We start from the raw sequence: 25,650 nt of genomic DNA, 5'->3' as shown, positions 1-25,650 counted from the left end.
CTTCATTACCCATATTAGGGAATTCGTTTTCATTAGCTTCTCATTTGAAATATTTACCCAAACACGTTATAACAGTTGTATAACTATTTTTGGAAAGGACCTGAATCATGCTTGAGAAACAATTTTATAAAACGTTTTTAAAACGTTCATTCAATATCCCAATTAAAGTTAATTATTGGGATGGAAGTTCCGCAGTTTACGGGACGGGAGAACCCCAAGCAACCATTACTTTTAAAAAGGCCATTCCGATTAAAAGCATTACTAAGAATGCTTCAATCGCCCTTGGGGAGGCGTACATGGATGGTACGATTACCGTCGATGGTAATTTACAAAAGTTAATTACTTCTGCTTACGAAAATGCGGACAGCTTTTTCCACAACAAGAAGTTCATCCACTTTCTTCCTAAACAAGGCCACGGCGAAAAGGAAAGTAAAGAAGATGTGCAAAACCACTACGATATTGGAAACGACTTCTATAAATTATGGTTAGATCCAACAATGACTTATTCTTGTGCTTACTTTGAAAGCGACCAAGATAGCTTGGAAACGGCACAAATGAATAAGGTTCGCCACATTATTCGGAAATTAAACCCACAACCTGGAAAAACTCTTTTAGACATCGGTTGTGGTTGGGGAACCCTAATGCTTACTGCCGCTAAAGAATTTAACTTAAAGGTAGTCGGTGTAACCCTTAGCCAAGAACAATACGACTTGGTTAACCAACGTATCCAAGAAGAAGGACTTAGCGGGGTTGCAGAAGTTCGGCTTCAAGATTACCGGGAACTTGGCGACGAGAAGTTTGACTACATTACCAGTGTAGGAATGTTTGAACACGTTGGAAAGGAAAACTTGGGGATCTACTTTGATAACGTAGCTAAGTACTTAAAGGACGATGGGGTCGCGTTGATCCACGGAATCACCCGGCAACAAGGCGGGGCTAACAACGGCTGGCTAAACAAGTGGATTTTCCCAGGTGGATACGTACCTGGTTTGGTAGAAAATATCGAACACATTGTTAACAGCGGTCTCCAAATTGACGATATGGAACCATTGCGTCGGCATTACCAACGGACTACTGAAATTTGGGACGCTAACTTCAACAAACATCGTGACGAAGTACGCGAAATGTTCGACGAAAAATTCGTTCGGATGTGGGATTTGTACTTACAAGCATGCGCGGCTTCGTTTGAATCTGGCAACATTGACGTAATCCAATACTTGCTAACTAAGGGAGCAAGTGGTCGGGTCCTTCCAATGACGCGAGATTATATGTATGAAAAATAGAGCATTCTAAAACCTGGGTAGCTCTTGAGGATAACTGAATTAGGGGACCGGCCGCGAATTTAGCGGTTGGTCCCCTAATTTGGTTAACCGGAGAGAGCTGGGTTTTAGAACGCGTTTCAGCTACGCGGCAAAAAACGAAAATTCATGAAATTAATCGTGGTTTTAGCGATTAGTTTTATGGTTTTGCTAACCGGAGAAGATTGGTGGCTGGAGTTCGTTTCGAACCATGCTGCAAAAAGGCGGAAAAATTAAGGGATTAACCGCGGTTTATGCGATTAATCCCTTATTTTGGTTAACCGGAAGAAGTTGGGGTTTAAAGTTTGTTTCAGCTACGCGGCAGTCTTAAAAGCAACATCGACTTTTCGGCAAAAATCCAATAAAATTATCATCAAGTTAATCATTTAAAAGTAGGACGTTAACATGAAAATAGTAGAAATAAATACCCCTTCTCCCAAATTAATTCAAGATCTCTTAGTTGTGTGGGAAAGTTCCGTTAAAGCGACTCATTTATTTTTGTCAAATGATGAAACTCAAAAAATAAAGGGTTACATTCCAGAGGCTTTGACTAGCGTTGCGCACCTAATCGTTGTCGAAAATGACGATGCACACCCCGTCGGTTTTATGGGCATTAATGATCATTTTTTGGAAATGTTATTTATCTCCGCCGACTATCGTGGTAAGGGACTAGGTAAGCAATTATTAGAATATGGAATAACCAATTATGCAGTGAATAAACTTGACGTAAACGAACAAAATCCCCTTGCAAAGGGATTTTATGAACATATGGGATTTATGGTTTACCAAAGAAGCGAATTAGATGGCCAAGGCAACCATTACCCCATCTTGCATATGCAAAAAGATTAAAAATAGTGTGCGACAAAAGTCAGGGAATTTGCGAGCATTAACTAAAAATCGAACATTATGCCTACATTTGGCGTAATGTTCGATTTTTGGATTAAGCAGAACAAACTGACTTTTGGCACACGTTTTGACTCTATTAAAGCCAATATACCAAAATAATTTTTCCCGAGCTTTTTAATTATCTTTTTTGGGAATTCCATTTGCCCAATAATAAACATGTTTAAAAAATAAAATTGATTGATCATAAACTAGGGACGCTAAAATTAGGTAAGCTGGCAAAAATTGGATCAAATACCGGCTTCTCCCACCTTCAAAAATCAATAAATATAAAAAGCCTCCCAGAATGGTCAAGCGCATCACCTGATTAGTCCGGCGTTGATTACGCCAACCGAAGGCAATTAAGATTAACCAAATTACCCACCATGCTTGCGCCCAAAAACGAAAGTCACCTAACCGTTTGCCATATAAATAAACAAATTGGCGTAATTGACCTGCCCAGCCTTTTCCTTTTGGGATTGGATTTTCATTAATAAAATGTCCTTCTTTGACCCAAGCAAAAGTTCCATCTGCCGTATTATTACGGTGTTTCTTAACTAAGAATTTGGTATAACCAACAACGCCCTTTTGCTTCAAGCGGTGAAACAACACCTTTTTAGAATACTCTGCTCGTTGTCTCTTTGTTTTAAACTCCGCCATCTTAAGTGCGTCTTTAGGATTATAACCTCCGTCACCTGATACTCCCATACTTATAAAATGGACTGCTGGGATTTGACGATCCTTATGGTATACAACATAATTTTGATTTTGAACAACGTGGTTAAATCCCAAATAGCTGCTGCCCAACGCTAGTATTGTGATAACAAGAATCCCCCAGTTTTCTAACGAGTTAGCAGATTCTTTGGGATCTTTTTTAAACTGAAATAATATCTCACCCAATCCAATCGCAATCACCCCAACTATTGCAGAGGGTTTGATGAAATATGCAGCACTAGCAGTGACACCAAAACCTATTGCAGCTAATATTCGAACCCACCATGAAAATTCATTTTTTCGCATTAAACAGTAGCATAAAAAATAACCCGAAACTAGCGGTAAAACCCACGTATCACTATAGCTAACAATAATCATCGGAAAAAATATTAACCAACCGATATGAATATATACTGCTGCCACAACTTTTCGTGCATCGATTACCCAAACACTTAAAACGTTCATTAATGCCGATAAATCGACCCATAATAAAGTCAGTAGATCAAAAGTTAACCACTTTGTGGAATGCAAAATAGTTGCAAAGAAATGTTGAACCAATAGCAAAGGCAAATTATTATAGTTTAGGCTGAAATAGCCGGTTAGTTCGGGACTAATTGGCTTATGTAAGGCTTCATGAATCGCCCCTACATCAAATCCAATCGGTGGATGCACGTTCAAAACAAAACTAATTTGCCACAAAATTGTAAAAGCTAATAGAATACTTACCGTTATTCTTTTATGCACCACAAAAACTTGCTGAGTCCACCTTTTAAAATGTCCACTCGTTAACCAAGTAACTACGATAGCCATTACTATAATTATCCCCGTAGTAGTTACCATTGTTGTGCCCGCTCCGGTCTTAGGATTGTCTCCTAGGACAAGGTTAGGCGATGTTATCGCAAACAATAAGGTAGCGAAAAACAATACGCTAAATAATCCCATTAATAGCCCGTTTCCATACTGGAATATTTTTTTCATCAATTCCCGTGCTCCTTGTTAGTCGTCAATATCACTGATTACGTATGACCGGGTTGGAGATTCACCAACTTCAATTCGCACTAGCTTAGCTGAAAGTTCTTCTAGAATCGATGAAAGCAAATCAAACAACCAAATTGTTACGTTCTCAACAGTTGGATTAATCTCTTTAAAGTAGGGTAATTCATTTAAGAATTGCCCTGAAAAGCTTCCTAACACATCTTGAATTTTTTTCTCAATATCACGAAAAACAATCATGTGATCATCTTTACTCTTAATTTCACACACAACTTCCCAGGTATGGTTATGTTGTTTGCCTTCCCCATCTTTCCAACGCATTGCATGGCTAGCGTTAACGTATGATTTTATTTTATAGGTGTGTACAAGTGGCATATTACTTCCTCCAATGCTGTTGTAAAGACTGCCAGTCTTCCTTAACTACCGACTTAATTTTCTTTTTTTCACTATCCATAGTAGGTAAATTCCAAGCTGAAGCATTTGTCATCCCATTTACCGTACCCACAAATCGAATTAAGTAACACATGAAGTTGTAAAGTGGCAACGTAAAACTAACCCACCAAAGGGATTTATAGAAATGTTTTTCTTCTTTAAATTCGCGCAGCAACAAACAAATACATCCAAAGTTAAGCATCGCCACCAAAATATACAGAAGGTAAATAACAAGGTACGACATTCCCATCATAATTGGCGAATAACGGAAAAATAACAATACTATACTGGCACACAACCATATCATTTTAGGAAATAGAAAAGTATGGTCAATAATCATTCTTCGAATCAAAAAATTCTTAAAAAAATTCTTCATCGAAATATCTGCTGCAGAATCATGAATGACTTCAATTTCTCCACGTTGCCATCGCTGCCGTTGTGTGTAAAGTTTACCTAATCCTGGAATAGGTTCTACATAAAAAATAGCATTTGCACAGATTGCTACTTTTCTTTTTAAGCGGTCCCTAATTTGAAAGGTCATATCTGTATCTTCACCAATTGTCTGGGTATTATACATAAAAGTGCTCAACAAGGCATCTTTACGAAAAGCCGAAAATGCTCCAGACATAGTAAACAACTGATTATTATTTGCTTCAATTGTTCGTCCAGAGAGAAATGCTTGCGCGTATTCAAAATACTCGTTTTTTTGTAAAAGTCTTCGACCCCAGCCCTTAGTCTCTTTAATCATTTCTTTTTGTGGCAAAATTGTTCCGGTCAACGCTGATACATCGTAGTCGTTTTCAAACTGCAAAACCATATTCATTAACGCATTTTTTTCTAGTATTCCATCACTATCAATATTAATAATATATGTCCCAATACTGGTATATATTGCTGAATTAAGTGCTGATGCCTTGCCTTTAGCAGTGTGAATCAACTGCATGTGCATGTCAGTAAACTTATTTTGAGCCCGTGCATAAACTTCGAAACTACCATCCGTACTTTGATTGTCTGCTAAAATAACTTGAATTAAATCCGTAGGATACGTTGAGTCATGGATTGAACGAATACAGTTATACAGTGTTTCTTCAGAATTATAAACCGGGACAATTACCGTAATCATGGGCATTTTATCCGGCATTTCAAGTTTTTTGGTTCGTAATGTCTTAATTAGAAGCCGTATTACAGAAATAATTGCGGGAATTATTTCAACGACAATTGGAATAAGCGCCCACGTAAGCCAAAAACCCATCTTAAAAAGGGTTAAATTTAACCAATATTCCATCTTAATGCTGCTTCCCCTTTATTTTAACGTTGATTTGTCGAACCTTACCCTTAAAACTTCGATACAAGCTTCGTGAAAGCTGTGAGTAAGTAAAAACTTCGTAATACAAGATAATTACTAGAACGTAGAAAACAATTCGTCCAATAATTGAATGCGCCAGGAAAAATACCGGACCGCCGCCAAAATGAACAATCACAATTACTACTAGCAATCGTATTATGTTAGCTACGTAAATCCACACCATTCCTAATAGTGAAAAAAACAATCGTTCGTGCCGATTATAGAGCGGTAAAAATACTACTAAACTAACAAATGCTGCCGTTTCAATAATTCCTGAACACTCATAGTCAATGCTCATATTTACTGGCGCTAGTGTATTAAATATGTTAACCATTCCATATTGAGACATTACAGCACAAATCTTGAACGGATTTGTGATTACTTTTACCCCGTTAATTACTGCATGTGTAAAAAACCATACCCAATACGGATCGCTAATCGCCATGAGTATGAAAAAAAGCCCTCCACTACCAACTATGAAATGGAAGGCTGAAAGATGAGCTCGTTTTAAAATAGATAAAGAATACAGCCAAATAACTATCCCAATAATTAAATAAATGTTCATTTATTTCAATCCTAACTTACGTTTTCGACGCGTAAATTGATATACTGACCATCCGGCAATTGCCACTCCGGTACTTGCCAATAGTATCGGACCTGTACTACCACCAGTAGTAGTTAGCTCGCCATTCCAAAGATTACTATTCTTTAACGTAATCGTTTGGCCACTAGTATTGGAAATTCCCTTTAATTTACTAAACGGAACTGCACATTCAAACACATAACCCGTGCCCTTAACGGTCGAGCCATCCCCCATTTTTTGATCGATATTTTGTTTGGCAACTACTGCTTGATTACTTAAGTCCACGCTGCCATCTGAACTATAAATATTCATTGACACAGCCTGTTTTTGTCCAACATCTAAATTAACCGTTTGGTTATTGTTGAAAGAAATCCAAAACTCCTTACCACCAATGGTTAAATCGTAGCCCGATGGCTGAAAACTAGTGTAACCCCCTGATAAGACTGGGTGCATCATTACGTAAAAATAAATGTTTTGATCATCTGCTACTAAAGCTGCGTACTTAATATTGTCGTTATCTCCATTAATTACCATTGGAGACTTTTCAACATTGTCCCAATCACTAAACTTCCCATCAATTTTGATATTTAGCGCTCCATTTACGTAACTATTAGGCGTTCGCTTAATTGATTCTTTCCGTTTGGAAGAATTTTCATGAAAAACCTGATGAACTGGATCGGTTGTGTTCTGATCGTCTTTATTAATTACTTTGGTAGATTTCGCTTGTTTAGTATTGCTTTCATCTTTTGCCTTAGTGGAACTACTTGTTTTATCCGCAATTGCCTTACCAGTCGCCGTCGAAGTCGTTTTATTGACTATATTTGTCGTCGCTTGCTGATTGCCGATTTTAATTATTGCGGACTTAGTGCCTTCTGCTTTCATGGCTGTTTTATTTACATCTATGCTAGCTTTTAAATTAGTTCCCCGATCGCTAATCTCTCCGTTACCAACTACCTGGTTATTTTCTGTTATGGTAACTGCACCATCTTTTGTACTACTTAAATTAAATTTAATTTGTTGCTGATTGTAATCAATAGTGAAAAAATTAGGTAACGAAGCATTACTAGTCCCAGTGTTTACTAAAAGTCGGATTTGATTTCCTACATTGGTGACCGTAATCTTTTGTGCCGCCTTATTTGTCGTCGCCTGGTTCGTCTCATTTGTAGGTGCGGTAGCCGCATTGACTACCGGTGGCGTGGTTCCGCCACTGAATAATATCAAGGTTCCTACTCCCAATAATGTGCTAGTTAAAAGTTTCTTTTTCATAAAATTACTCCCGTAGCCTTAATAGCTGCCATTTAATGTCAATCCATATAAACATCTTGTCCGTTACTTTACGGATTATTGTATACCCTTAAACGCTATTTTTAAAGCAAAAAAACCACATTAGTCCATGTTTTAAGCCGATCAGTTCAAAGTAAACAGAAAACTAAATTTTGTATTAATAATTCTTATTCAATCCAATTATATAAATAAAAAACTTCACACAATATGTAAAAATTTATCATGCAAAGCCTTAAATAATTATTTTTATTTACATTTAAATAATCAACGTCAAAATCATTACCGTAACCAATCCAACAATCACGGAAACGGCCATCGAACGCGTCCAGTAGGCAATGATAATTACTACTAGTGCGCCTAAGATTAACGCTAAGTTTCCTGACGTAATTAAAGTATAGTCACTTGAAATAAAGATTCCCTTCACGACGAGCGCTGTAAACAATGAAATCGGCACGTATTTCATCCAATCGTTGAACCAATCGGGAATCTGGCGTTTTGAAAAAAACAGTAGTGGCAAATATCGTGGAGCAAAAGCCACAAAAAAACCGAGAATTATAATCAATAAATGATCAAATGAACTGAACTCCATAGGTGATTTCTCCTACCAAACTTAAAGAATATCTGATTCTTTCTTATCAATTTTTTCGATAATCGGTCCGCCCTTACGTGAACCAATTGCTTGCAGCCACATACTGGTTGGTCGCTTTTTAACCAATAACTCTTCCGTCAAAAAACCGGTGAAGGAAGCTAGCAGCGTTGAGATTACTAATCCTAAAGTACTCTTAGTAACAATCATGCAAACCGCTGCGAGAACTCCAGAAAAGATGCAGATTACTAATGATAGTCGAGACTTCACTTGCATTACAATCATGTAAATGAAAAGTGCAGTTAGCGCAAAATCCACGACGGTCAAATTAATTTTCAAGACGCTCCCGATTAACGAACCAATCACGTTAGCCACGGTCCAAAATAGTAATGACCAGTGTTCAACTTGACGGGCGTCGTTGGGGGTCCAATTCTTATCTGTAGCAAATTTCAAATAATTTACCGCGTAATTTTCATCATTTAATGAAAGCGCGAATGTAAATATTGAAGTATGACTTTCTCCCTGTAGATACTTCGACAAACTCGATCCTAGTAAAGCATAACGCAATTCAAGGAAAAAAAGCATTAAAACAATCGTTAGAATCGGTGCATTCACCGTTAACATCTGTGCAATTAAAAATTGGGCTCCTCCGGAAAAGATAACCAAAGAAACTAAACCGGTAAGCAACGTATTGAAACCAGCTGCGTGCAATAAAATACCACATGCTAAGCCAATTGGTGTGTAACTTAAGCAAAGCGGCCACGCAACTTTGAAGGTTTCCTTCCAACGTGCCTTTGTTTCAACTTGTTCCAAAGTTTGTCCTCCCAAAAAAATTAGATCTTTTAAGAATATATTAATTTTTTGCAAAGCATACGAACTAATTTTAACATGCAAGGTTGGTTTTTAATAGTAGCAGCTTGGAAAACCTGCGAACCCCGTTAGAATGGCTAAATCACGCGCTTGGTGAGCACGATTCACTTGATTTCTCGCCTTAATATTTCAAAAATGAGTCATTATCTTTTCAAATTTCCTAGTGAAACCATCCGGAAATTGTGCGACCTAACCGGACCCACCAACTTGCCTTTTGCACGTCGTGTACCGGTTTTAATTGTACCTTACGCGCAGATTTATTTGGTAGAAAACTTAACGAAGCGCCAGTAAGCCGTCCCGTTGCAATCACCTGATTCTTATCTACGGGAGCTTTAGTTTTTGTGGACTTTAGCTTAACCTGGTCGAGTTTCGGCATTTGGCCGCCCTTTTTAGCTTTCCAATACGCCAACGGTTGTGCCAACCGTAACTTAACCTGCCGCTGCTTAGCCGAATCCATCACTACGGAAGCTTGATTTTTCAGGTTCGTTTTTACCACCGTCAAATTAGTCATCAAAGCTTGCCAAATTGCCTTCGTATCGGTAAAACGATGGTCCGTTTTCGCTCCTAAAACCACACTAATTATCCGGCGCTGGTTGACTTTTCCGGTTGCTGCGAAGTCTTCTCCCGCCGCTAGCGAGGTTCCCGTTTTCAACCCGTCAAGTTGATACCGGTTGTCATACTGCGCTCCGCCAGGTAGTAATTCATTATGGTTAATCATTGTGACCCTACCACTGCCGGTGTCAAAGTCTAACTTTTGAATTTTGGTAATCTGCAGAATTTCTGGGAATTCTTTTAAGACGTGTTGGATTACCACTGCCATATCATTTGCCGACATTTGATTTTCAGCATTTTTAGGTGAGTTAGGGTATTTTTCAGCACCAACCTGATTTTCTAGTAAACCAGCTGCATTATATAATTTAGCATCCTTAATTCCCCAGCTTCGAACGGTGGCACGCATTTCGTCGACAAACTTACGCGAACTGCCCGCTTGCGCCTTTCCCAACGCGATGATTGCTGCGTTAGCGGAATAAATTAACGACGCATCCAGCAGATTTTTGACGGTGTACGACTTTCCCGCCGTCAAAGGAACGTTGGTCAATTCGCTATTTTCACTAATTTTAGCGATATCAGCGTTAATTTTTACCGGTTGGTCCCACCGCATTTTACCACTTTGTACGCTTTTCATAATTAAGTAGGCCGACAATACTTTCGACATTGAAGCAATTGGTAAGACTTGATCAGCGTGCTTCTCGTACAAAACTTGGCCCGTTTCCGAATCGATCGCTAGCGCAGACTTTGCCGTTATCTCTGGATTCACCAACGACGACGTTTGCGTAGCTGCCGCGGCCGGAGTGACTCCAGTGGTAAATAATAGCAGCGTAGCGATCACTAATAATACTTTTTTCATTTCTACTCCCTTTAATACCTATGTAATTAAAAACGCTAGCTGGCCCATTTTTCACTAACTTAACCACCAATCGAATGGCTGAAAAATTGGAGATCGTTGTCTAACAGAGCCAAAATGTGCTTCAAAAGTCAGTTTGTTGCACTTAACCAAATCCCCCACCAATCGCCTAGCCCGCGATTAATGGGGGACTCAATTAATGCCCGCAAACTACCCAGCTTTGGTTTCACACTCCATTAATCGAACGGCCTCCACCATTCCACTTACGTTAATTAGCCCGATTGACCACTAGCGTCTTCGCTATTTTTATTTTTTAATATTTACTAGTTGGCTGTGCCCCCCGCACCGGTTGCTTTAACGGCAACTGGATGATAAAACTAGTGCGTTTATCATTTGAATGGGCCTCGATGGTTCCATTATGCATCTCGACAATGCTTTGCGCAATTGCCAACCCTAGTCCAGTCCCGCCGGTTGCTTTGGAACGCGATTCTTCCACCCGGTAGAAACGGTCAAAGAGCTTACCTAACGCTTGGGCAGGAACCTTCTGTCCGTCATTTGCCACCTCAAAAATAACCGTATCGTTAATTTGGTGCGCGTTTAGGTAAATGTGCTTGCCGCCAGCGCCATATTTCAACGCGTTAGTAATCAAATTATTGAACACTCGGCCAATCTTTTCAGCATCCCCCATCATTTCCAAATCCTCGGGAACGCACGTCGAAGTAATTACAAACCCCTTTTGCTTAGCTTCCAGCTCAAAACTGGCCGCCAGCTGTTGCAACATGGAGTCAACGTGAATCTTATTGTAATTTAACTTCGGATTTGATTGACTAACCTTCGTATATTCAAACAGATCTTCCACAAGCGATTTCATCTGGACCGACTTTAAATACGCCGTGTGCGTGTACTTAAGGATATCATCGGTACTTTGATACTGATGATCTTCAATTAAACGCAGATAGCCGATAATTGACGTCAGCGGCGTCCGTAAATCGTGGGACACGTTGGTAATCAGGTCATCCTTAGACTGCTTAAGAGCCCGTTCTTCTTCCATCGAACTGATTACGCTGTCAACTAGCGAATTCACACTGTCCACCACCTGTTGGTGATCTCCGCTCAATTCAAACGGAATCCGGTGGTCAAAGTGTCCGTTAGCAATGTAATGCAATTCTGCAATAATATGCCGCAATTGCATTTGTTTGTAACGTCGTTCTAGTCGCCAATACAGCACGCCTAGATCAGCTAAAAACATTATGGCAATAAAAATATTTTGGTAGCTCCAAATTTGGATTCCACCAATGCGGATGGAATTTTTAACTAGGAAAATCGCATTTGACAATGCAGGGTTTGTTTTTAACGCGCCATCAATCAAAATAAAAACTGATAAATTTAATAACAGCAAAAGGATAATGGTAATGATCCCTTCGCCAAATAATTCGTATTTTTCACGACCCGTTAACTTCATTCACTTGCTCCCCAAAAATCTAGTGTGCCACCACTTTATAACCAACGCCCCAGACGGTTTCGATTACTTTTTCGCCGCCCGTTGCTTCTTCAATCTTATCTCGTAAATGACTTACGTGAACCATGACCGTCTTCGCGGAAATGACGCTTTCTTGTTGCCAAACTCGTTCAAAAATTTCGTCCGCAGAGAAAACGCGGTTCGGGTGACTAGCTAGCAAGTATAAAATTCCAAATTCAAGCGCCGTCAACTGGACCGCTTTGCCCGCCAAAGTCTTAACTTCGTGAGAATCACTATTAATCGTCAACGGACCAATGTCCAAAATTTCGGGAGCGTCATCGGTAACGTCCTTTTCACTCCGTCGTAATAGTGATTTGACCCGAGCCATAATTTCCAACGGATTGAACGGCTTGGTAACGTAATCGTCCGCTCCGGTCAGCAAGCCCTTAATTTTATCCATATCGTCAGTTTTAGCTGACAACATCAAAATTGGCAATTCCGAATCTTTGCGAACTTCCCGCACAACCTGCATCCCATCCATCTCTGGCATCATGATGTCTAAAATCATTAGCTTGATGTCCGGATCAGTATGCAACTTGGTTAACGCTTCTTTACCATTGTAAGCTGATACGGGTTCGTAACCTTCGTTTTTAATGTAAATATCTAATAATTCAACAATTTCCTTATCATCATCGACTACTAAAATTTTCATGGTTTATCCCCTTTAAAATTTACGCTCATTTACTATAGTCTAGCAAATTTAAAGATAAATGCCCGAATTTAAGCACGTTTTTTTAGTAATCCTTAAAAAAACGGCAAAATACTGGCCTTATAAGCAAGCGCCTTCTAATTTAAGCAACTGGTGCTTCATTGGGGAGCCTCCCCGATACTGACCAAGCTGACCGCTTTTTAAAGTCACCCGGTGGCACGGAACCACGATTAAAAGCGGGTTGCGCGCTACCGCCGTTGCCACGGCACGAACGGCCCCGGAGCGGTTAATTTGTTGGGCTAGTTCAGAATAACTAAGCGTGGTTCCCCGCGGAATCTTTAACAATGCTTGCCAGACTGAACGTTGCAAATCTGTCCCATTTTCCATATCCAAGGACAAGTCAAACTGGCGCCGCGTCCCTTGTAAATATTCCGCAAGTTGCTGCTTGGCCGGCAAGTTAGCTGACTCATCCTGGATTAACGTAGCGGTTGGATAAAATTGGTAAATTTCAGTCAACTCAGCATTCGGCGTTCCCACAAAAGCCAATCCCGCTGTCGTAGAGCCAAGATAGTAACGAGCGGTCCCGTTGGTTAGCGATGTGTAGTAAATTTCCATATTTTCCTCCTAGAAATTAAGGTTTGAGTGGATAAAAAGAGCGTGTGCTAGAAGTCGGGTAATTGATGCGTATTAACTAAAAATCGACCATTATGCCTAAATTTGAATTTGGCATAATGATCGATTTTAGGTCAAGCGGGGCAAACCGACTTTTGGCTTTCTTAAAATCAACACGCCAAAATGATTTTCCAAAAAATTTTATTCTTGAAAAGGAGTTTTCCCCGACTTCTGAAGAATGTTCAGTTTTTATTTATGGTAATTAGGAGCTAACTTAGTCATTTGTACGTCGTGCGGGTGCGATTCGACCAACCCAGCATTAGTAATTTGGATGAATTGTGCTTTCTCAGCTAAATCGGGGATAGTGGCAGCCCCTACGTATCCCATTCCGGAACGTAACCCGCCTAACATTTGGAAAATGATTGCGGCAACCGAGCCTTTATATTCTACGCGAGCTTCAATTCCTTCTGGAACCAGTTTGTTAGCTTCGTTAACGCCGCCTTGGAAATAACGGTCGGCAGAGCCTTTTTCCATTGCGCCAACCGAGCCCATTCCCCGGTATGCTTTGTATTTCTTCCCACCGTCTTCGATGATGGAACCGGGCGTTTCGTCAGTTCCGGAAAGCATGCTACCTAACATTACGGCATTTCCACCAGCAACCAAGGCCTTCACAATGTCCCCAGAAAACTTAATTCCACCATCCGCGATGATTTGCTTGCCGTATTCACGAGCAACGCCTGCCGCGTCGTAAATCGCCGTGATTTGGGGGACCCCGACGCCAGCTACCACGCGGGTGGTACAAATTGAACCAGGTCCGATTCCTACTTTGACTACGTCGACGCCCGCTTCAAAAAGTGCCCGGGTGCCTTCTGCAGTAGCCACGTTACCCGCGATTAAAGTTTGGTCAGGGAAGTGTTCACGAATTTCCGCAATTTTACGTAAAACTCCGGCTGAATGACCGTGAGCCGTGTCAATTACGATGGCGTCAACGCCCGCTTCAATCAACGCTTCCGCACGTTCAAACGTGTCGCTAGTAACGCCGACAGCGGCAGCAATTAACAACCGGTCCTGGTCATCAACTGCTGCTTTAGGATTATCGTCAAAATCAACGTCCGCTGCCTTAACTTTTCGTACTTCAGCGGCTTGTTGATCCGCACTCATATTTTTATGGATGACCCCTAAGCCACCTTGACGAGCCATGGCAATGCCCATCGCCGATTCGGTGACCGTATCCATCCCCGCACTAATAATTGGAATATTAAGCTTTAAATTATCTGCTAACTGCGTCGTAATGTCCGCCTCGTTGGGCAACACGTGGCTTTCGCCAGGAATTAATAAAACATCGTCAAACGTTAATCCTTGTTTCGTAAACTTATTATTCCAATTACTCATCAATACTCTCCTTTATTTATCCAAACTTATAGTAAACCGCCAACAATGTGAAACTTTCGTCTAAGATACCACCGACCAGCGAAGGCTGCAACTGCTAATATGATGTAACCAGCCAACGGCAGCATCGGATTAATTGCTGGTGGCAGTGCTCCAAAGGCCGTGTAGAAAATAATCCACAAAATTACCGCCAATACGGTAATTCCGGCTTGCTTCCACAAAGAAGGCCGTTTTTTACGGTTAACAAACAACCGATAAATATAGGCAATCCCCAATCCGCCGACTGCCGAAGTTAAGATAATTGCCAAAATTCCAGCTGGTCCAGGAGCTGCCTGCACCGACTTCGGTTGGATCAACATCATTAACGCGTACATTGCCGCAAAAAGGGCCATGAAGATAAGGCCGTTATCAGCGGCGCGAAGCCAGATGTTATTGCTTTGTGCTTCCATTTTAGCCTTTTTAGGACCTTCCACAATTGCTTTAAACCGGTCAGTTGGGGTCCCAAACAATTGTTTTGCGGTCGTTCCCTTTTTTTGTCCTTCTAACAATTGGGTTTCCGTGTCGATTAACGCAGCTTGGCGTTGTTCGTCACTTAATTTGCTTGCCTGTAATTCCTTACGCAAACGGTGCATAAAATCGGCGTTACGTTTAGTTAATTCCGTCGATTGTTGATGTTCAGAATGCGGATGCCGCTGTTGTGCACCTGCGTTACGTGGTTCTTCACTCATGTTTAATTGCTCCTCATCCAGTAATTTTATACGTTGAAGCGGAATTCGATAATGTCGCCATCTTGAACGTGGTAATCCTTACCTTCTAGACGCAAGCGTCCCGCTTCCCGAACTGCTTGCATGCTGCCATACTTATCCAAGTCGTCAAACGAAACGGTTTCCGCACGGATAAAGCCGCGTTCAAAGTCCGAGTGGATAATTCCCGCAGTTTGCGGTGCCGTCATGCCCTTCTTGAACGTCCAAGCACGGGTTTCCTTACCACCTGCCGTAAAGAAGGTTTGCAAGCCTAGTAAGTTGTAAGAAGCTTGAATCAAGCGGTTCAAGCCAGGTTCTTCAATACCTTCTGCTTCAAGGAATTCAGCCTTTTCGTCGTCTTCAAGTTCCGCAATTTCTTGCTCCGTTTCGGCAGAAATTCCTAGAACTTGGGCATCGGGATCCACTTCGGCAACGTAATCCTTAATTTCTTTAAAGTACTTGGAACTTTCTGGATCGGCCATGTCATCTTCGGCAATGTTAGCCACGTAAAGGACTGGCTTAGTGGTCAACAAGAACAAGCCCTTCACAATTGGCATTTCAGCTTCGTCGAATTCCACTGCCCGAGCTGGTTTGCCGGCTTCAAGAACCGGATGCAATTTTTCGAGCACCGCCAATTCTGCCAAAGCATCCTTGTCACGGCCTTTAGCTGCCCGTTGCACCTTAGCTAACCGTTTTTCAACACTTTCTAAGTCTGCCAAACTCAATTCCATATTGATAGTTTCAATATCTTCGATGGGGTCGACTTTACCAGATACCGTCGTAATGTTGTCGTCATCAAAAGCACGAACAACGTGAACAATCGCATCCACTTGCCGAATGTTTTCTAGGAACTTGTTTCCAAGACCTTCTCCCTTACTTGCTCCCTTAACAATTCCCGCAATGTCGGTAAATTCAAAGGTGGTGTGCACAATTTTCTTTGCCGGAATGATTTCTTGAATCCGTGCTAACCGCGCATCGGGAACCTCTACCATCCCCACGTTAGGGTCAATTGTCGCAAACGGATAGTTCGCCATTTCGGCGCCCGCCTTCGTAATTGCGTTAAATAAGGTCGACTTGCCGACGTTGGGCAAGCCCACAATACCAGCTGTTAATGACATGTTAATTACACTTTCCTTTCAAAATTGCGTGTTCTTGTTTCTATGGTATCAAAAAAGTGGTCTAGATAATAGGTGGTGACTAGATTAAAACGGCAATCCCACAAATGTTTTTTTCTTTGTTTTATGCCTGCGTTCGCTTCGCCGAACTGCGGAAATTTACGCTCGGGAACCCTCCCGTTATTTTAAACGACTGGCACCGGCTTACGCGTTTAGTAAAGCCGGCAAATTAGCTTGCTAGTGCTAGCTCAGGCATAAAAAATTCTAAATTTCCCAAGCCAACCTCGCTAAAAGTAATTTAGCTTACAAAAAAGAACACATCTCATCCTTTACCCTTCCAAACTTAATTGAAAGCGGCTGATAATGTGTTCTGTCCGTTTCTGACGCAAAATAAGTGCCTGCTGACGAATTTTGCAACATTAACGTTCGTCTTCGTCTGGCATTTCGGCAATTACTTTTTTCAACTTCTGTTCAAATTCCCGCCGTTTAAGCATCACGATGTGCCGACAACCTAAACATTTCATCTTAATGTCCATTCCTAAACGAATGATTTCCCACCGGTTTGTGCCACAAGCATGTTTTTTCTTCATTTGGACAACGTTGTGCAAATCGTATTCCATGATAACTTCCTCCCTAATCTAGTGAAATATGTAATAGTTCCAAAATACGGTTTAAATCATTCATTGATTCGTAATTAATTTCAATTTTGCCCTTTTGTTTTGAATGGGCCACTACCAACGTTTTCGTTCCTAAACGTTCGGCCAACTGGTTTTCAATCTCCCTAATGAACGGAGACTTGCGTTGTTGCGCCGTTTTAGATTCTGCCTTAGGCGCTTTTGTTGCGTTGATCTGGTTGACAATGCTTTCCAGCTGCCGCACCGTCAGCCCTTCTTGCACCGTACGTTGGGCGAGTTTTTCTAGTTGCCGTTCTTGTTTAACTGCTAATAAGGTTCGCGCCTGCCCCATTGAAATTTTTCCCGATTGTAAAAGCTCCTTCACGGAAGTTGGCAAACCGAGCAACCGTAAGTAATTGGCAATGTAAGGCCGACTTTTGCCTAAACGCTCGGAAACTTGAGCCTGCGTCAATCCCAGTTCCTTAATCATTGCTTGATACGCTTCGGCCTCTTCTAAGGGGCTTAAATCCTCGCGTTGCAAATTTTCAACGATCGCAGCTTCGCGAGTGGTCTCATCCGAAAAATCACGGATAATTGCCGGAACTTTTGTTAATCCCGCAATGATGCTCGCCCGGTAGCGCCGTTCACCCGCGATAATTTCGTAACGCTCAATCGCTGCAATTGGTTGGCGTAAAACTAACGGTTGGAAAATCCCCGACTCCCTAATGGAATCTGCCAACTCCGCTAATTTTTTCTTATCAAAAATCCGCCGTGGCTGGAAGGGATTGGGACGAATCTTATCCACTTCCACCATCTGGTAACTAGCATTTTCTGGAACGTTCAATTGTATTTCTAATTGTTTCTCATTCATGATAACCTTCTATTTCTCGCCAATTGGATCTTTACTTGGAGTTCCCGGTTTCCGCGGATACTTGTTGGGCGTCTCCTTTTTCTTTTCAATTACCACTAAATGCCGTTCGTAGCCGGTCACCGGCAAAGCAAATTGCCGATCTTCTAATAATTTCCCGCCTAAAACCGCGATTGCTTGCCGTCCGGTTGCCAGCTCCTGTTCAGTGTGGGCCGCCTTGAGCGCGATAAAGTGGCCGCCTTGCTTAACTAACGGCAAACATAATTCGCTTAAGACACTCAACCGCGCCACTGCCCGGGCGGTAACTAGTGCAAAACTAGCCCGGTACGCCGATTTTTTAGCACCAAACGTTTCAGCTCGGTCATGAACCAATTCCACATCAGTTAAACCTAGTTCATCTACCAACGCCTGTAAAAATTTAATTCGTTTATTTAATGAATCGACGATGGTAACTTTCAATTCGGGCAACAAAATTTTCATTGGCAACGATGGGAAACCTGCCCCTGCGCCCACGTCGCATAACGCGATTCCCGGAGTAAAAAATTGTGGCGCCTCTAATAGCGGAGTTACCGAGTCGTAAAAATGCTTGAGGTAAACCTCCTTTTCGTCCGTAATTGCGGTTAAATTAACGTGTTCGTTTGTTTCCACTAATCGTTTATAATAGGTATCAAATTGCCGCATTTGGTGGTCACTCACTGTCCACCCTCGTTCGGCAAGTGCTTGACGAAATTTTTCTGGATTCATCTTTTCTCTCCTTGTGAAACATTAATTGTTTCATATTCCTAACTCCACTTTACCCAATTCCCCCAGTTTTGGCAATAAGTCAATTTATACTTGAAAGGAAGGATTATATGCAACCAACCATCCGCCCGGTAAGCGCGTTTACCCCACAACACTACGATCTGTTACTTTTGGCCGACCCCTCCCTGAAAAGCATCGCCAGCTACCTATCTCGTAGTACCGCTTTTGAAATGGTCGCAGTTCAACGTTTAATTGGCCTCGTTGTGGTACGCCCGCTCACTAACCAAACTGCTGAAATTATGAATCTGGCCATCACGCCTAAATTTCAGCGACAACATTTTGCTAGCCGATTACTGGAATTCGTGATTGAGCACGCCCCTAAGACGGGAATCCAGAAATTGCGCATCATGACTGGTTCAACTAGTTTTACACAGCTATACCTTTACCAAAAATTAGGTTTCCGTTGTGTCAAAGTGTTGACCAACCATTTTGTTAACTCAGCTTACTATCCTGAGCCAATTTACGAAAATAACCTCCGCCTTCGCGACGCAATCGTCCTTGAGCGAGACTTACTTTCCGATTAAGGAGCTTTTTAACACAAAAAGCCCGCAACTACATTGCACACGTAGCTGGGGCTTGCTTAATTAATTAGTTAGTAACGTACGGCTTTCCTCACGCCTTGGCATAAATTTAGGCACGCATCTTTTTAACTTCCGCAATAAACCACTTATTGAAAGCAGCTGCATCGATGTCTACACATACCTCTGCGTTAGTTTTGCCGTCGTGGTAAGCACCGCGGATATCGGCAACCGTTTCACCAATCGCGGGTCCTTCGGTAACCACGTCAACCCAGTACGCTTCCGTTTGATACATCTCGGGATTCAAAATATACGCTAACGTATTTACGTCGTGCATCGGAATTCCACCTTCGTTACCTTCGTAATAGTGGGTGAAAATTGCTCCCAACATTTCCCCTGGCTTGCCTAAAGTTTTGATGGTAGCGATGGTTTCTGGCGTAAGCAAAGCCTTCATGGTAACGTCCAGGCCGACCATCACTACTGGAATTCCACTTTGGTAAACAATTTCAGCCGCGTGCGGATCCGTAAAGACGTTAAATTCAGCCGCACTGGTCATGTTGCCCATTCCGATTGCGCCGCCCATTGCGACGATTTTCTTGATTTTGCCCTTAACGTCGGGATGTTCCTTCAATAATAAGGCAATGTTAGTGTATGAACCAGTCGGCACTAAAGTGATTGGGTCATCGTTAGCCATAATGGTTTGGTAAAGAACTTCTACTGCGTTGTTAGCCGGTACCTCTGCGGGTTCTTCACCAAAGTCGTAGCCCGGCATCCCAGATTCACCGTGCACCCGAGCCGCATCTTCAAACGGCTTTAAAAGCGGTTGTTCAGCACCACTAGCCACCGGTACGTCCGCATTAAAGAACTTAACTAGTTTTAAAGCATTTTTTGTAGTTTTATCAACCGTTACGTTTCCCGCAACCGTCGTGATTAATTCTAATTCAATTTCAGGATTGTTGATGGCAACCGAAATTGCGGCTGCGTCATCAATTCCTGGATCAGTATCCATAATAATTTTTGTTGTCATTTAATTACCTCCCAAGGTTTTATGAAAGCGTCCTCATTACCATTCTAAAAAAAGATGAACTCCGAGTCCATCTTTTTTCTTTTTTTAGTTTTGAACTAGTTTACCAAACGAATACGCCGATGAATCCAGCAGATAGTAAGGAAACTAAAATTCCAGAAAGCAACATGTAACCAACGTTTTTAGAAATTACATCGTTCTTTTCCCGGTCAACTAAGCCCTTGAACGCTCCGATAATCATTCCGGTAGTTGAGAAGTTTGCAAACGAAGTTAAGAAAACGGTGAGGGTTGCCAAGAAATGTGGTGTGAAGTGTTTCAAAATTGGTGAAACCTTACCCATAACCACGAACTCGTTAGTAACTAACTTAGTACCCATGTATTGAGCCATTTGGAAAGCGTGACTCGGATCGAAACCAAGTAGCCAAGCAAATGGGAACATAATTACCCCGAGAATGTTTTCTAGTGAAAGTGCTGGGTTAATCTTGCCTAATAAAGCATCAATCAACGCTGCCAAAGCAACGAAGGCAATTACGTTAGCCGTAATGATTAAGATTAAACGGCCCGCGCCTAAGATTGAATCACCTAAGAACGAGAAGAATGGTTCCCGAGCAGGCTTCTTAGCAACGGTTTCTTCCGCAACTTCTTCTGAACCTGATTCGATGGTTTCCGTAGTTGCTCCAGTATCGGCACTGCTACCGATCTTAGCAATTGTATCTTCTTCTTCCGTTACTGAAACTGGATTGAGCACCGTGGTGACGATAATTGCGTTGATAATGTTAATTGGCACCGCGGCAATTATGTATTGACCAGGCATCATTAATAGGTACGAACCTAAAATTGAAGCCGTAACACAGCTCATCGACATCATTGCGATCGTAACTAACCGCGCCGACTTCATTTGCCGTAATTGTAAACCAGAAACCGCCAAAGCTTCCGTATTACCTAAGAACATCATTTCTACGGCAAAGAATGATTCAAACTTTGGTTGGCGAGTAATGAAGGATAATCCCTTACCAACCCACTTAATAATCCAAGGGAGAACGCCGATGTAGGTCAAAATATCAAATAATGGCACAATCATCAAGATTGGTAGCAACGCACTCGTTACAAAGTTCATTTGCTTTACGTCGACCCAATCAGCAAGTGCAAAGGAAATTCCTTTATACGAAATATCAACTAAACCTTTAAATCCATCCGCGGCAGCCTTAACTGCGTTAATCCCAACGGTAGAGTTAACTAAGAACCAAGCTAACACAATGTTAATTACCACCATGATACCGACTGATTTCCAATCAATATGCTTGCGGTCTTTAGAAAATAGGACGGCAACGCCCAAAAATACGATTATTCCAATCACATTTACTGCTAAATACATACCGAATATCTCCCTCTTACAATCCAATTTATTAACAGATGTTGTAATAATCATAACGGCAAATATTTAGTATGTAAATAAAAAATCTAAAGATTTTGAAAAGATTTTCAAAATCCAATCAATTGCTATTGTGGTCCGTTCCAATTTGTGGTAAATCGTTTTACCTAACGCTGCCAAAAGCCATTAACCGCTTTCTTTAGGTCAAAAATCGAACTGATTTGGCGATAATTGCTCCAATGTTTCGGAAATAGCTTTAAGTACCGATAACCCGCAAAACGTTGATCCATGAGTACCACGTTTCCCCGATCACGTTTTGTCCGGATTAACCGCCCCGCCGCCTGCAAAACATGATTCATTCCCGGCAACTGATAGGCGTATTCGAATCCGTGGCCGTTTTTTTCGTCGAAATAATCCCGCAATAAATTCCGTTCCACGCTTAGTCCAGGCAACCCTACACTGACAATTCCAACCCCGATCAATTGTTCGTCAGTTAAATCAATTCCTTCCGAAAAGATTCCGCCTAATACAGCAAAGCCTACCAAGGTTGTTGCCGACGGGGTCCGAAATTTATCCAGAAATGCCGTTCGGTCTTCTGGGGACATTTGGTTATTTTGCTGTTCAACCTGCACTTCCGGGCGAAGTACGCGAAAGGCACTGGCAATCTGGTCTAAATACGCGTACGACGGGCAAAAAATCAGGTAATTTCCCGCTTTAGCGCTTACTAACGTATCAATTGAAGCAACAATTTGTGGCAGACTTTCCTCGCGGTTGGCAAACCGGGTGTCAATGTAATCGGTAATCAAGATATTTTGCTGTCGTTGCTCAAACGGCGAGTCCATCCGCAAGGATAAAGCATCGCTGCTTCCCAAGGTTTCCTGGTAGTAATCAACCGGACTTAAGGTAGCCGAAAAAAAGACCGCCCCGCGTCCCTTTTTGAGTGAAGCATCAAGGTACGGACTGGGATCCAGGATTTGTTCCTGTACGTTAATTCCGACTTCCGTTTTTTTAATGATGATTCGGTAACTTTCGTCATAATATTCCGCAACCTTCAAATAGACGCTGCACGCGAAGAATACCGACAAAATCTGGTCCGTTAAGTCCCCATCCGGCTGCTTAGGCAACCATTCCCGCACCGCTTCGTTGAACTTCAGCATTACGTTTTCCAACGGTCCTAACGGTTGGTAGTCGACTAAGGCTTCTTTATTTTCCTTTTCAAATGTATTTTGAATGATTGTTAGTTCGTTGCCGAGCCGGTTTAACCAGCGCTTAACCGTCGAAGAGTCAACGTCGTGACCACTAGTTTCAAAAAGCTCTTGGGCTTTCACCACTTGGTCGGTGTTAATTTCTGCCGAATACATCTCGCGCGAACGGGATACCAAGTTGTGCGCTTCGTCGATTAAAAAGAAATTCCCCTTATCCACGTTAGAGAAGTAACGTTGCAAATATACCCGAGGATCAAACAGGTAGTTGTAATCTCCAATAATCAGATCACAAAAAAGCGACAAATCTAGCGAGAATTCAAACGGGTCCAACGTATGCTTCTTTGCATACTTTTGAATAACTTCCTTGGTTAATTGATTTTCGTGATCTAGTACGTCTTGAATCCCATCCTTTACGCGATCATAGTACCCCAGCATGTAGGGATTATTTTCCGGATTAACCCCCACCTCTTCTGGAAAAATAATCTTATCTTTAGCCGTTAACGTAATACTCTTTAACTTCAAGCCACCTTCAGCCATCAGTTCAAGGGCCTCTTCAGCAACGTGCTGGGTGCTTTGTTTAGCAGTTAGGTAAAAGATTCGTTCCATCTTTGCTTCTCCAATTGCCTTGATGCTGGGGAAAAGCGTCGAAATGGTTTTACCAGTTCCGGTCGGTGCCTCCACGAATAGCCGTTGCTCCGTGAGGATGGTTTTATAGACTGCTACCGCCAGCTCCCGTTGTCCAGCCCGATATTCGGAAAACGGGAAAGCTAGTTTTTGGGCAGACTGGTTTCGCACACTTCGCCAATCTCGCTGCCGCCGGACCCATTCTTGGTATTCGTTGATCAATTCGTCAAAGAATTCACTCAGTTCCTGACGACTAAACGTTTGTTGTTGTTCCAACACGTCGTCGGTAGGTCGCTGATAATAGGTCAGCTGAATCGTCACTTGCTCATAATCTAAGTCCTGACTAAGGATGGCACCGTAAACCTTCGCCTGGCTCCAATATAGCGTCTTCGTGTTTTCACTAAGTTCATCGTACGTTGGGTCGGAAGTTTTAATTTCTTCAATAAAAAGTTCGTCACCAATCACCACTCCATCAGCCCGTCCTTCGACGGTAAGTTCCGTCCCAGCAACCTCAACGACCCGTTTGACCGCGTATTCTTTTTCGTAGTCTGCGCCCCGCTTTTTTTGCAGCCGTCGGTGAATCTGCGCACCTTTTAACGCTGTATTTTGGCTATTTGCCGTGGGATTTAGGTCCCCGCTTCGCAAAATAAATTCTACTAACTGACGAATCCCGATTTTTGTTGGTACCATTACATTCTCCCGCTAATTTTCTCAAATAAAAATTTTTCGTTCCTCGCTAACGTATTTACCTACGAAACCAACTTAGGAGGAATTTTATGAATTACAGATCAATACTTTTTACTACCGCAATTGCGACGATGGGTGCATTTTCTTTCGGTCACTCCCCAGTTTCTGCACATAGTTTACCAGCTAATTCACCGCTATTAACGGCCTCTATTTCAGAAACTCCGCAGCCCAAAGTCTCCCAGTCATTTTCCGCTGCGTCGGCTGCCCCAGCGGCTTTCAATCAACTCGAAACAGTTTTGAATCAGCACCTCGGACAACCTTTTGCGTGGGGCGCAACCGGACCGACCGCCTTTGATTGTTCTGGGCTAACTCAATTTGCTTTTCGCCAAGCGCTGGGGCTGAACTTAAACCGGACTGCGGAACAGCAATTCCAACAAGCGCAGCGTATTGACGCCACAGCGGTACGTCCCGGCGACTTAGTTTTCTTTTCCTACAACCATGGTCAAACCATTGATCACGTAGGCATCGTGGTTAATGGCAACCATTTGATGATTGACGCCCAAAATCGTGGGGTGATCCGAGAAAGCTATGCCACACCTTGGTGGCAACCGTTTATCGCCGGATACGGGCGCGTTTTAACCAACCAATAAACATTTACAGCACCCTTCGCGGTAATTTAAAGGGACTGGGGAAATAGACATCTTGATCGCCAAGATGCCTAAAAAGTTCCCCAGTCCCTTTGTGCAGTATCGTTAAGTACATCAATTGAAGTTCAGAATCCGATCAAAACGCGTTTGCATGACCCGCTTCTGAGTTAACTTCAACATGTTTTAATATAATGAACCCACCTTAAATTTTAACCAAAGTGGCGTTTCCACCAACCTTTTTTAGGTTGTTCTAAGGCCTTTTGGTTCTTTTCTACTAAGTCATCAATTTTCTTAGCTAACTTAGCGTTTTCTTCGTGATAGCTTTGGTTTTGCTCAACAACTTTGGTTAGCAGTTTTTTAAGGTCCGCCATGTCCTGGCTTTGGGCCGTGATGAAGCGTTTCATCGACTCGTCCATAACCATTGGAACACTATCGCCTTCAACTTGATCCTGTTCATCTTCAACTTCTTCATCGTCCTCGTCGCTAGAAGATGAAACTCCCAAAGTTGCTTGAACCGCTTGTTTAAGGGTGTTTTTTTCACCCAAAAGCTCGTTCATCTTTTCTAAAATCTGAATGTCTTCTTCAGAGTAAATGCGTCGTCCACGACCATCATGTTGGAATTTATGGCCGCTACGTTCCATTTCCTTTGCCCAGTTACCTAACGTGGCAAGGCTTCCGATCCGTTCGATTTTTTCAACGACGTCCGAACCAGTTGCATATTCATCTGCTTCAATATCTTTTGCCATTATTTCACCTACTTTAATGATTAATTTTACTACAAACTGAAGTACAATTCTAGTTCAAAAAAGGCGATTTAATCAGGTTTGTTACTTCAGTGAACTTCAAAATTATTGCTTACTTCATTCGACAA

The 25,650-nt window shown here is 42.0% G+C and carries 25 protein-coding genes; 4 read left to right on the top strand and 21 right to left on the bottom strand.

Features of this window, described 5'->3' with window-relative positions:
- The first annotated feature begins 107 nt into the window (after nt 1–107).
- Nucleotides 108–1,283 (top strand): SAM-dependent methyltransferase, encoded by a 1,176-nt coding sequence (locus tag I6H64_RS09750; RefSeq protein WP_002829543.1) that lies wholly within the window; start codon nt 108–110, stop codon nt 1,281–1,283.
- Nucleotides 1,284–1,703: 420 nt separating this feature from the next.
- Nucleotides 1,704–2,147, top strand: coding sequence for a GNAT family N-acetyltransferase (locus tag I6H64_RS09745; protein WP_036685599.1), 444 nt, complete (start codon nt 1,704–1,706; stop codon nt 2,145–2,147).
- Between the two features lie 171 nt (nt 2,148–2,318).
- Here I6H64_RS09745 and I6H64_RS09740 read toward each other — a convergent pair whose 3' ends face one another.
- The 17 genes from I6H64_RS09740 to rsmG all read right to left on the bottom strand — a co-directional run bounded on the left by I6H64_RS09740 (nt 2,319) and on the right by rsmG (nt 18,645).
- Entirely contained in the window at nt 2,319–3,872 is a 1,554-nt protein-coding gene (locus I6H64_RS09740) for a TIGR03766 family XrtG-associated glycosyltransferase (protein WP_008841927.1), read from the bottom strand.
- Between the two features lie 18 nt (nt 3,873–3,890).
- Nucleotides 3,891–4,262, bottom strand: coding sequence for a 6-carboxytetrahydropterin synthase (locus I6H64_RS09735; protein ID WP_002829539.1), 372 nt, complete (start codon nt 4,260–4,262; stop codon nt 3,891–3,893).
- Nucleotide 4,263: 1 nt separating this feature from the next.
- On the bottom strand, nt 4,264–5,604 hold the full coding sequence (locus tag I6H64_RS09730; RefSeq protein ID WP_008841929.1) for a TIGR03111 family XrtG-associated glycosyltransferase: 1,341 nt from the start codon (nt 5,602–5,604) through the stop codon (nt 4,264–4,266).
- A 1-nt stretch (nt 5,605) separates the two neighbouring features.
- Nucleotides 5,606–6,229, bottom strand: coding sequence for an exosortase family protein XrtG (gene xrtG, locus I6H64_RS09725; RefSeq protein WP_008841930.1), 624 nt, complete (start codon nt 6,227–6,229; stop codon nt 5,606–5,608).
- Nucleotides 6,230–7,513 (bottom strand): Firmicu-CTERM sorting domain-containing protein, encoded by a 1,284-nt coding sequence (locus I6H64_RS09720; protein WP_008841931.1) that lies wholly within the window; start codon nt 7,511–7,513, stop codon nt 6,230–6,232.
- A 274-nt stretch (nt 7,514–7,787) separates the two neighbouring features.
- Nucleotides 7,788–8,120: an AzlD domain-containing protein gene (locus tag I6H64_RS09715; protein WP_005918370.1), complete on the bottom strand. Its 333-nt coding sequence runs from the start codon at nt 8,118–8,120 to the stop codon at nt 7,788–7,790.
- Nucleotides 8,121–8,141: 21 nt separating this feature from the next.
- Nucleotides 8,142–8,930: an AzlC family ABC transporter permease gene (locus tag I6H64_RS09710; protein ID WP_002829534.1), complete on the bottom strand. Its 789-nt coding sequence runs from the start codon at nt 8,928–8,930 to the stop codon at nt 8,142–8,144.
- Between the two features lie 217 nt (nt 8,931–9,147).
- The gene (locus I6H64_RS09705) at nt 9,148–10,395 is read right to left on the bottom strand and encodes a serine hydrolase (RefSeq protein WP_008841933.1); all 1,248 of its coding nucleotides are present in this window, start codon (nt 10,393–10,395) and stop codon (nt 9,148–9,150) included.
- A 310-nt stretch (nt 10,396–10,705) separates the two neighbouring features.
- Nucleotides 10,706–11,854, bottom strand: coding sequence for a sensor histidine kinase (locus tag I6H64_RS09700; protein ID WP_008841934.1), 1,149 nt, complete (start codon nt 11,852–11,854; stop codon nt 10,706–10,708).
- Between the two features lie 19 nt (nt 11,855–11,873).
- Nucleotides 11,874–12,563: a response regulator transcription factor CroR gene (gene croR, locus I6H64_RS09695; RefSeq protein ID WP_002829531.1), complete on the bottom strand. Its 690-nt coding sequence runs from the start codon at nt 12,561–12,563 to the stop codon at nt 11,874–11,876.
- 117 nt (nt 12,564–12,680) lie between these two features.
- Entirely contained in the window at nt 12,681–13,175 is a 495-nt protein-coding gene (locus I6H64_RS09690) for a methylated-DNA--[protein]-cysteine S-methyltransferase (RefSeq protein WP_008841935.1), read from the bottom strand.
- 246 nt (nt 13,176–13,421) lie between these two features.
- Entirely contained in the window at nt 13,422–14,564 is a 1,143-nt protein-coding gene (gene guaB, locus I6H64_RS09685; RefSeq protein WP_002832530.1) for an IMP dehydrogenase, read from the bottom strand.
- Nucleotides 14,565–14,590: 26 nt separating this feature from the next.
- Entirely contained in the window at nt 14,591–15,289 is a 699-nt protein-coding gene (locus tag I6H64_RS09680) for a DUF1129 domain-containing protein (protein WP_005918393.1), read from the bottom strand.
- Nucleotides 15,290–15,315: 26 nt separating this feature from the next.
- Nucleotides 15,316–16,422: a redox-regulated ATPase YchF gene (gene ychF, locus I6H64_RS09675; protein ID WP_002829526.1), complete on the bottom strand. Its 1,107-nt coding sequence runs from the start codon at nt 16,420–16,422 to the stop codon at nt 15,316–15,318.
- A 416-nt stretch (nt 16,423–16,838) separates the two neighbouring features.
- Complete coding sequence (locus I6H64_RS09670) at nt 16,839–17,039, bottom strand: DUF951 domain-containing protein (RefSeq protein ID WP_005918395.1); 201 nt, start codon at nt 17,037–17,039, stop codon at nt 16,839–16,841.
- A gap of 13 nt (nt 17,040–17,052) precedes the next feature.
- Complete coding sequence (locus tag I6H64_RS09665; RefSeq protein ID WP_005918397.1) at nt 17,053–17,904, bottom strand: ParB/RepB/Spo0J family partition protein; 852 nt, start codon at nt 17,902–17,904, stop codon at nt 17,053–17,055.
- Between the two features lie 9 nt (nt 17,905–17,913).
- The gene (gene rsmG / locus I6H64_RS09660; protein WP_008841939.1) at nt 17,914–18,645 is read right to left on the bottom strand and encodes a 16S rRNA (guanine(527)-N(7))-methyltransferase RsmG; all 732 of its coding nucleotides are present in this window, start codon (nt 18,643–18,645) and stop codon (nt 17,914–17,916) included.
- A 107-nt stretch (nt 18,646–18,752) separates the two neighbouring features.
- On the opposite strand from rsmG, the gene I6H64_RS09655 reads away from it, so the two are divergent.
- Nucleotides 18,753–19,226: a GNAT family N-acetyltransferase gene (locus tag I6H64_RS09655; RefSeq protein ID WP_005918400.1), complete on the top strand. Its 474-nt coding sequence runs from the start codon at nt 18,753–18,755 to the stop codon at nt 19,224–19,226.
- Nucleotides 19,227–19,332: 106 nt separating this feature from the next.
- Here the strand turns inward: I6H64_RS09655 and rihC are convergent, their stop codons facing one another.
- The 3 genes from rihC to I6H64_RS09640 form a co-directional block, all read right to left on the bottom strand.
- Nucleotides 19,333–20,247, bottom strand: a complete 915-nt coding sequence (gene rihC / locus I6H64_RS09650) for a ribonucleoside hydrolase RihC (RefSeq protein WP_002829518.1) — start codon at nt 20,245–20,247, stop codon at nt 19,333–19,335.
- A 100-nt stretch (nt 20,248–20,347) separates the two neighbouring features.
- Nucleotides 20,348–21,619, bottom strand: a complete 1,272-nt coding sequence (locus I6H64_RS09645; protein WP_002829516.1) for a NupC/NupG family nucleoside CNT transporter — start codon at nt 21,617–21,619, stop codon at nt 20,348–20,350.
- Nucleotides 21,620–21,783: 164 nt separating this feature from the next.
- Nucleotides 21,784–24,135 (bottom strand): ATP-dependent DNA helicase, encoded by a 2,352-nt coding sequence (locus I6H64_RS09640; RefSeq protein WP_008841942.1) that lies wholly within the window; start codon nt 24,133–24,135, stop codon nt 21,784–21,786.
- Nucleotides 24,136–24,221: 86 nt separating this feature from the next.
- Here I6H64_RS09640 and I6H64_RS09635 point away from each other — a divergent pair, with 86 nt between their 5' ends.
- Nucleotides 24,222–24,782, top strand: coding sequence for a C40 family peptidase (locus tag I6H64_RS09635; RefSeq protein ID WP_024862848.1), 561 nt, complete (start codon nt 24,222–24,224; stop codon nt 24,780–24,782).
- 206 nt (nt 24,783–24,988) lie between these two features.
- On the opposite strand, the gene I6H64_RS09630 is transcribed toward I6H64_RS09635, so the two are convergent.
- Complete coding sequence (locus tag I6H64_RS09630) at nt 24,989–25,525, bottom strand: MerR family transcriptional regulator (protein WP_002829510.1); 537 nt, start codon at nt 25,523–25,525, stop codon at nt 24,989–24,991.
- Nucleotides 25,526–25,650 lie beyond the last annotated feature (125 nt).

The organism is Pediococcus acidilactici, from assembly GCF_016127815.1.
GTDB classification, from domain to species: domain Bacteria; phylum Bacillota; class Bacilli; order Lactobacillales; family Lactobacillaceae; genus Pediococcus; species Pediococcus acidilactici.
This window is presented reverse-complemented; position numbering and strand designations above follow the sequence as displayed.